This is a genomic window from Rhodococcus chondri, from assembly GCF_036327435.1.
GTDB lineage: Bacteria > Actinomycetota > Actinomycetes > Mycobacteriales > Mycobacteriaceae > Rhodococcus > Rhodococcus chondri.
This window is the reverse complement of record NZ_JAUZMZ010000198.1, coordinates 1-8,032: the sequence shown is the minus strand read 5'-3', so window position 1 is coordinate 8,032 and position 8,032 is coordinate 1. Positions and strand designations below refer to the sequence as shown.

Below are 8,032 nucleotides of genomic sequence, written 5' to 3'. Positions count from 1 at the left end.
CCCCCCCCGCCCCCGTCGGTGAGGTCAGTGCTCGTATGTGGTCAGGTCGCGGTCCTTGGTTTCCGTGCCGAGGAGGATGAAGACGGCGCTCAGCGTCACCAGGCCGATCATGAAGACGGCGACCATCGCGGTTCCTCCACCGTCACCGAATGCAACGTGGCGAGTACGACCGGGGTGAAGCCGGCTCCGAGCAGGGGCGCGCCCTGGTACCCGAGTGATGCGCCTGTGTACCGTGCGGACGTGCCGAACTGTTCTGCGATATAAGCCGCCATCGGGCCGTAGGTCGCGGACTGGCACAGCGCGAACCCGAGCACGAACGCCAGTGTCACCAGCGCGAAGTTACCGGAGGACAGCATCGAGAGGATCGGCACGATCAGCACTGCGAATGCGCCGAGGCCGAAGAGGATCACCGGCCTGCGTCCGATCCGGTCCGACAACCGCGCGAACCCGAGCAGGGTGAAAATCGCGAGGAACTGGCAGATTGCGAACGCCATCAGCGCCTGGGGGCGGGTGATACCCGAGTTCGCCGCGAACCCGATGGAAAAGGTCGTGAACATCGTCTGAATTCCGAAGCTCGCCATACAGCCCACGGCCACGAGGATCAGATTTCGCGGCCGGCGCAGAACGCTCACGATGGGCGGTGACTTCTTCGTCGGCGACGTGTCCTGTGCGGCCGTGGCCTCCGCGAACAGCGGGCTTTCCGATACGCGGGCGCGGACGAACAGGCCGATGGCAAGCATGAAGGCGGAGAGCAGGAAAGGGATTCGCCAACCCCAGGACAGAAAATCGTCCTCGGGGAGGAGCGCAATTGCTGCGAGCGCGATGGTGCCGAGCAGGGAACCGGTCGGTGCGCCGGCGTTGGTGAATGCCGCTGCGAACCCGCGGTTGCGGCCCTCCGAATGCTCGAGAGACATCAGAGCCGCGCCACCCCATTCGCCGCCGACCGCGATGCCCTGGCACACGCGCAGCAGAACGAGAATGACCGCACCCCACGAACCGATCGCCGAGGCCGGCGGAACCAGACCGATGAGGAAGGACGCGACGCCCATGACGGTCATCGAGATCAACAACATCGACTTCCGGCCGTACATGTCGCCGAAGCGTCCGAATATCACTCCGCCGAGCGGCCGGGCGATGTATCCAGCGGCGAAGGTGCCCATCGACGCGATGGTGCCGGCCAGCGGAGAGAGGTTCGAGAAGAACACCGGCGCGAAGACGATCGCGGCAGCGGTGGCGCACAGAAGGAAGTCGTAGAACTCGATGGTACTTCCCAGGTAACTCGACAGGACGACCCTGCGAACTTCTTTCTTGCGTTGTCCAGCAGTCAATTCGGTTCTGGTGGCGGTAACCGTCACGCGGGCTGCATGGGTCGAGGGAACGGGAGTTTGGAATCAGTCCGAGAACATCGCGCGGAGTTTGTCCTTGCGGATCTTGCCGGTGGCGTTGCGGGGAATCTCGTCGAGGACGATCAGGGACGCCGGGATCTTGTATTTGGCGAGTCGGCCGGTCAGATGGGAGAAGAACTCTGCGTCGGTGAGCGTGGCTCCCTCGGCGAGAGTCACGGCGGCGCGGCCGACTTCGCCCCACTTCTCGTCGGGCACACCGAACACCGCGCAGCCGACCACCCCGGGTAGATCGAGAATTGCTGCTTCCACCTCGGCCGGATAGATGTTCTCGCCGCCCGAGATGATCATGTCCTTGAGCCGGTCGACGATGGTGACGAAACCATCGTCGTCCGGAACGCCGACGTCACCGGACCGGAACCAGTCGCCGTCGGTGAAGGCGGAGGCGGTGGCGTCGGGCTTGTTCCAGTATCCGGTCATGACGTTGGGTCCCGAGATCTGGATCTCGCCACGCTCGTGCGGACCGACCGCGACGCCTTCCGGATCGACGACGCGCACGTCGGTGAAGAAGTGCGGAACTCCGGCGGTGCCGAGCTTTCGTTCGGCGTTGTTCGGGGTGAGAATCAGTGCACCCGGGCCTGTTTCGGTCAAGCCGTACGCCTGGCACAGCTTGATGCCGCGCGCGGTATAGGTGTGCAGGGTCCGTGGCGGGACCGGTGCCGCCGCCACCACCCAGCGTCGGATCGAGCTCAGGTCGGTGGTGTCCCAGTCGGGGTGGCTGCTCATCGCGTCGAGCATCGTGGGGACTCCGAAGGAGTACGTGACCCGCTCGCGTTCGATCAGCTGCAGGATCCGTCCGGGTTCGAAGCCTTCCTCGATCAGCACTGCTCCGCCCTTGAGCAGGGTCGGAAGGGCGACGAAATCCAATGCGGCGGTGTGGAAGAGCGGCGCCGCGACCAGTGATACCTCGTCGCTGACGAAATCCAGGTCGACGATCGGGTTCATCACCGCGAAGACGACATTGCCGTGGGTGAGCACGACACCCTTCGGCCGGCCCGTGGTGCCGGAGGTGTACATGATGAAGCAGGGGTCGTCATGCGAGACCGGCACGTCGATGCGCTCGGTACTTGCTTCGGCGATGATCGACTCGTAACTCGAAGCCGTCTCGTCCGGGTCGCCGTCGAGTACCACGCGATGCGCGTTGCCGGACTGGGCAACGGCCTCGGCTGCGATGTCGGTCAGTGCCGCCGAGTGGATGAGCACCGACGATCCGGAATCCTCCAGGGAATAGGCAACTTCGGGAGTGGTGAGACGGGCATTGAGGGGGACGAAGATTGCACCGAGAACTCCGGCTGCGAACAGCGCTTCGAGATAGGCGGGGTGGTTGGCGCTCAGCAGCGCGACGCGGTCACCCGGTCCGACGCCCAGGGTGCGCAGTGCGTGCGCCAGGTGGGTGACCCGTTCGTCGAGGTCGCGGTAGGTGTGGACGGTGTCGCGGAACTTGATCGCGACCGCGTCCGGGGACTGACGGGATCGCCGATGCGGCCAGCTTCCGGTTCCCTGGTTGTACATCGAATTCTCCTCACGACGGGTGTGGTTGATGCCGGAATGTGTGCGGGGGAGGTGTTCTACGCCTTTGTGAGACGTCGACCGATGATTTCCTTCATGATTTCCGTGGCGCCTCCGTAGATGGTGCCGGCGCGGGAGTCGAGGTAGTCGCGAGCGACGTCGTACTCCTTCATGAATCCGTAGCCACCGTGCAGTTGCACACTCCGGTGTACGACTTCGAGGTGCAGCTCGGTGACCCACCATTTGGCCATCGCGGCGGTGACCTCGTCGAGTTCCCGCCGGGAGGCGTCCAGAATGCACCGGTCGACGAAAACCTGAGCAATCTCGATCTTGGTCGCGAGTTCGGCGAGATAGAACCGGTTGGCCTGGAAGTCGGCGAGGCGCCGGCCGAATGCGTTGCGGTCGACCGAATGCTGCAGGGCGGTCTCGAAGGTGCGTGTCATCAGTGCCATCGATGTGACGGCGATGCTGAGACGTTCCTGCGGCAGGTTGTGCCGCAGATAACCGAAGCCCTTGTTCTCCTCGCCGAGCAGGTGGTCGCGGGGAACCCGTACGTTGTCGAAGACCAGTTCGGCGGTGTCCTGCGCGGACAGGCCCACCTTGTCGAGTGGGCCGTTCTTGGTGAACCCGGGCATGCCGTCCTCGACCACGAGCAGGCTCACGCCGTGTTTGCCCGCGGCGGGGTCGGTCTTGGCCACCACGATGATCGTGTCGGCGAGTATGCCGTTGGAGATGAAGATCTTGGTGCCGTTGAGGACGAAGTGATCACCGTCCGGAATCGCCGTGGTGGCCACGGCGCCGAGATCGCTGCCTGCGCCGGGTTCGGTCATGGCGATCGCGCCGATCGTCTCGCCCGTCACCATCGGGGCGAGCCAGCGGTGGTTCTGTTCGGCGGTCGCGAGAGCTTCGAAGTACGGGGCAACGAGGTCGTTGAAGCCGGACAGTCCCATGACGACCGCCTGCGCGCCGATGCGGGAGAGCTCCTCGATGACGATTGCGTTGAAGCGGAAGTCGTCGATACCGCCGCCTCCGAACCTCTCGTCCACACCGACTCCGAGGAGGCCGAGCTCACCGGCCTTGCGGTAGAGATCGCGGTCGACCTGTCCCTCGCGGGCCCATCTGTCGAGGTGGGGCGCGACCTCTCGTTCGGCGAACCCGCGTGCGGTGTGCCGGAACGCGTCGTGATCGGCGTCGAAGATCGTCCGATCGAGGGAGACCGAGCTCATGGGGGCCGTTCCTTCCGCTGTGCGCTACGCCGTGTTGCGTGAATCACAGTACACTAATAATGATTAATAATGTCAACGATTGAATTTGTTGCAGGTGTTCGTGCCGGAGGCGGACGTACGCTGGCGGCCGTGCAGCTCACTCCCGCGGACGCGCAGATGTAGTGGCTCGCCGAACGGATTCGCAATGATCAGTTCCTGCTGTACTGCTTCGAAGGCGACGCCCATGCCGACGCGGTGCGCACCGCCGTTCGGCGCCGCGTCGAGCGGATCGGTGAGCTCCGGTGCCGGATTCGTGACGTGCCGGGAAATCTCGACTATCCGTACTGGGAGCCTCGCGACTTCAGCGACGATCTTGTCGTCGACCATCGGCCGACGTACTCGTCGTGGTCGGGCCTGCAGTCGGCGCTGGGGTCGCTCGTGTCGACCTCGATCGACCCGCGGGTGAGCCCGTGGCAACTCCACGTGTTCCGTGGGGTGCGGGGCGCTCCGCGATGCGACCGCGACGCACTTGTCGTGGTGCTGCAGGTCTCGCACGCGTTTGCGGACGGGCGCCGGGCGAGCGCTCTGGCGCGCGCATTGTTCGGGCTCGGTGACCCGCCGTTCACGAACGCGCCCGAGCCGCCTCCCCGCCCGCCCGCAATGCTGGCCCGTGCGCTGCTCGGATTACCGGTGCGCATCGTGCGTCTGATCGCGCAGGGCCGGCGCGCCGCCGCGGCGAACCGCGCGCTCGAGCAGGCGACCACGGCAGGGCAGGTGCCTGCGCCCGCGGCCGGGCGGCCGCTCGTCGGTCTCAATGTCGATCCGGGAGCCGAGCGGGTTGTACGGATGGTGGTGTGCCCGGCCGAGGAGTTCCGCGCGGGTGACCACACGGTCACCGTCGTCGCGTTGACGGCGGTGTCGGTGGCACTGTCACGGCTTCTCGCGGTGCGCGGCGAGAATGTTCCGGACGCGCTCGGCGCCGAGGTCACCGTGGCGGGCGACGCGTCCGGGACGGCGCGCAACAACTACCGCAACGCCGGTGTCGAATTGTTCGTCACCGAGCCGGATCTCCGCGTGCGCGCCGAGCGCATCGCCGGCGAGCTCGCGCGCCGCCGTGCGCGACTGTCGAGTCCTTTGCTTGCGCAGCGCGATTCGGCAAACGATTTCGTGCCCGCACCGCTGCTTCGGTTCGGTGTCGATCGGTATTCGCTCGACGCGATCCCGGAGACGGTCACCGGAAACACGGTGGTGTCGAGCGTGAACCGTGGGCCGGCGGATCTCGCACTCGCGGGTGGACCGGTGGTCTTCAGCGCCGGGTTTCCGGGTCTGTCGCCGGTGATGTCGCTGACGCACGGTGTGTACGGTCTCGGCGACACGGTCACGATCGGGGTGACCGCGAGCCCACGGGTGATCCCGAACCTCGACGACTACGGGCAGACGTTGCGTGAGGCTGTCGCCGAGGTGAGCGCGACGCTCGGCCCTCGGGCCGGTGTGCAAGGCGATACCGGCCTGTAGCGTGCGGAGAGATTCGACATCGGCTGAAGTGGGGGCACGGATGGGTGTATACGCGGTAACCGGCGCAGCGTCCGGAATGGGTAAGGCGAGCGCAGACCGGTTGCGCGCCGCCGGGCACACCGTGATCGGGGTGGACCTGCGAGACGTCGAAGTCGTGGCCGATCTGTCGACACCGCAGGGGCGATCGACCGCGATCCGGCAGACACTCGAACTCGCCGAGGGACGACTGGACGGCGCCGTCCTCGCCGCCGGTCTGGGCCCGGTCCCCGGGAAGGAAGCGATCATCGCGCAGGTCAACGTACGCGGCGTGATCGATCTGCTGGTCGGATGGCGGCCCGCCCTCGCGGCGACGGGCAACAGCAAGGTGGTCGTGTTCGGATCGAACTCGACCACGGCGACACCCGCGGTCCCGAACTCCGCGGTCAAGGCGTTCCTCGCCGGGAACCTCGACAAGGGAGTCAGATGCGCGAGTCGCATCAGTGCCGCCGCAGGGCCGTTCACGTATGCCGCATCGAAGATCGCCGTGACCCGCTGGGCTCGTCGTACCGCCGTCACCGAGCAGTGGGCCGGATCCGGAATACGACTCAATGTGCTTGCACCGGGCGCTATTTCGACACCCCTGCTCGAAGCGCAGCTTTCGGGTCCGGAAGCGAAGCGGGTCGAGAACTTTCCCGTGCCGATCGGCGGGTACGGCGAAGCCGCGCAGATCGCCGAGTGGGTCGAATTCATGCTCTCGACCGCCGCGAACTTCATGGTCGGCAGCGTCGTGGTGGTCGACGGCGGCACCGACGCATACTTTCGTGCCGACGACTGGCCGGTCGCTGTCCCGGCGCGCGCGGTGCCGAAGTATGTGCGCCGGATGATGTCGTTCAAGCGCTGAACCGGCCTGTAGTTCGCATCGTCCGATCGGTCGATGTCACCGCGATCCGGTCGGGTGATGTGTAGCGCCCCTGCCGCCGGGCACGCTCGACACATGCCCATTGTGGAAGTGACGGATCTGCACAAGTCGTACGGCGACCGCACCGTCGTCGACGGGGTGAGCTTCGAAGTCGAGGAGGGCGAGATCTTCGGGGTCCTCGGCCCCAACGGTGCCGGGAAGACCACCATCGTCGAGTGTGTTTCCGGTTTGCGGACACCGGACCGGGGCACCGTCCGCGTCACGGGTCTCGACCCGATCGCCGACCGCCGCGCGGTCACGGAACTGCTCGGCGCGCAGCTGCAGCAGAGCGAACTGCAACCGAAACTGACCGTGCGTGAGGCCCTCGGCCTGTACGCGTCGTTCTATCGGCGGCCGGCCGACGGCCTCGCGCTCGCCGAGCGGCTGGGCCTCGGGCACGTGCTCGACACCCGATTCGCGAAGCTGTCCGGGGGGCAGCAGCAGCGGCTGTTCATCGCGCTCGCGCTGATCGGAACTCCCCGGGTGGTCGTGCTCGACGAACTCACGACCGGTCTCGACCCGCGCGGCCGCCGTGAAACATGGGCGCTGATCGAGGAGGTCCGCGAATCCGGGGTCACCGTCCTGCTGGTCACACATTTCATGGAGGAAGCACAACGACTGTGCGATCGGGTCGCGGTGTTCGACTCGGGCGCCATCAGGGCGTTCGGCAGTCCGGCAGAACTGATCGGACGGGCCGCCACCTCCACCATCGTCTCGTTCCGTCCCTCGGCGCCACTCGATCCGGTGTTGCTCGAAGCGTTGCCCGATGTCGCTGCGGTACGTCGCGACCACGATCGGATGGTCGTCGAAGGCAGCGGCAGAGCGGTCGACGCGGTGCTCGGCCTCCTTGCCGGCCGGGGGATCGTCGCCGAGCGGCTCCGCATCACCGACGCCACGCTCGACGACGCATTCCTCGACATCATCACCCCGGAGAACTGAGATGCCCATCGACACGACACCCGCGGCCGCAACAAACCCTACGGTCGCGGTGCTGCGCACCGAGGCGCGGCTTTCGCGCGCGAGCCCGGCGCCCTGTTCTGGATCCTGGTGTTCCCCGTCGCCCTGCTGACGATTCTCGGTCTCATCCCCGCGTTCCGGGAGGCCGGCGCGAACCTCGGCGGGCGTCGGGTCATCGCCCTCTACGTCCCGGTCGTAGTGCTGTTGGCGATGATCGTCGCCGGTATCCAGACCATGCCGGCGGTGTTGTCCGCGTATCGGGAACGCGGCATCCTGCGGCGGCTGTCGGTGACACCGGCCCGTCCCGCGACGCTGTTGATGGCGCAGATCGCCGTGCACGCGGTTGCGGTAGCGGTGTCGGTGCTCTTTGCGCTGCTCGTGGGCAGGTTCGTGTTCGAGGTGCCATTGCCGGCGCAGCCGGGGGGTTACGCGCTGGCGGTGCTCTTCACCCTCGCGGCCGCCCTGAGCCTGGGCGCGGCGATCTCCGCGGTGTCGGCGACCACCCG

6 protein-coding genes and 1 pseudogene are annotated in these 8,032 nt (G+C 66.5%); 4 read left to right on the top strand and 3 right to left on the bottom strand.

Annotated elements, in window-relative coordinates; genetic code table 11:
- Positions 1-24: 24 nt before the first annotated feature.
- The 3 genes and pseudogenes from Q8814_RS22675 to Q8814_RS22665 all read right to left on the bottom strand — a co-directional run bounded on the left by Q8814_RS22675 (position 25) and on the right by Q8814_RS22665 (position 4,138).
- Positions 25-1,355 (bottom strand): annotated as a pseudogene (locus Q8814_RS22675) (MFS transporter).
- A 36-nt stretch (positions 1,356-1,391) separates the two neighbouring features.
- On the bottom strand, positions 1,392-2,915 hold the full coding sequence (locus Q8814_RS22670; RefSeq protein WP_330154233.1) for an acyl-CoA synthetase: 1,524 nt from the start codon (positions 2,913-2,915) through the stop codon (positions 1,392-1,394).
- Between the two features lie 56 nt (positions 2,916-2,971).
- A complete protein-coding gene (locus tag Q8814_RS22665) occupies positions 2,972-4,138 on the bottom strand; it encodes an acyl-CoA dehydrogenase family protein (RefSeq protein ID WP_330154232.1) in 1,167 nt (388 codons plus the stop codon).
- Positions 4,139-4,372: 234 nt separating this feature from the next.
- On the opposite strand from Q8814_RS22665, the gene Q8814_RS22660 reads away from it, so the two are divergent.
- The 4 genes from Q8814_RS22660 to Q8814_RS22645 form a co-directional block, all read left to right on the top strand.
- The gene (locus Q8814_RS22660; protein ID WP_330154231.1) at positions 4,373-5,632 is read left to right on the top strand and encodes a WS/DGAT domain-containing protein; all 1,260 of its coding nucleotides are present in this window, start codon (positions 4,373-4,375) and stop codon (positions 5,630-5,632) included.
- 40 nt (positions 5,633-5,672) lie between these two features.
- The gene (locus Q8814_RS22655; protein ID WP_330154230.1) at positions 5,673-6,512 is read left to right on the top strand and encodes an SDR family oxidoreductase; all 840 of its coding nucleotides are present in this window, start codon (positions 5,673-5,675) and stop codon (positions 6,510-6,512) included.
- Positions 6,513-6,605: 93 nt separating this feature from the next.
- On the top strand, positions 6,606-7,508 hold the full coding sequence (locus Q8814_RS22650; protein ID WP_330154229.1) for an ABC transporter ATP-binding protein: 903 nt from the start codon (positions 6,606-6,608) through the stop codon (positions 7,506-7,508).
- Between the two features lie 108 nt (positions 7,509-7,616).
- The coding region (locus Q8814_RS22645; RefSeq protein ID WP_330154228.1) for an ABC transporter permease at positions 7,617-8,032 on the top strand (416 nt) is incomplete at its 3' end.

What these genes read in the sequence shown, in the direction of transcription:
- Q8814_RS22655 (WP_330154230.1), top strand. Translation starts at nt 5,673, where the DNA reads ATGGGTGTATACGCGGTAACCGGCGCAGCGTCCGGAATGGGTAAGGCG.
- Q8814_RS22665 (WP_330154232.1), bottom strand. Translation starts at nt 4,138, where the DNA reads ATGAGCTCGGTCTCCCTCGATCGGACGATCTTCGACGCCGATCACGAC.
- Q8814_RS22670 (WP_330154233.1), bottom strand. Translation starts at nt 2,915, where the DNA reads ATGTACAACCAGGGAACCGGAAGCTGGCCGCATCGGCGATCCCGTCAG.
- Q8814_RS22650 (WP_330154229.1), top strand. Translation starts at nt 6,606, where the DNA reads ATGCCCATTGTGGAAGTGACGGATCTGCACAAGTCGTACGGCGACCGC.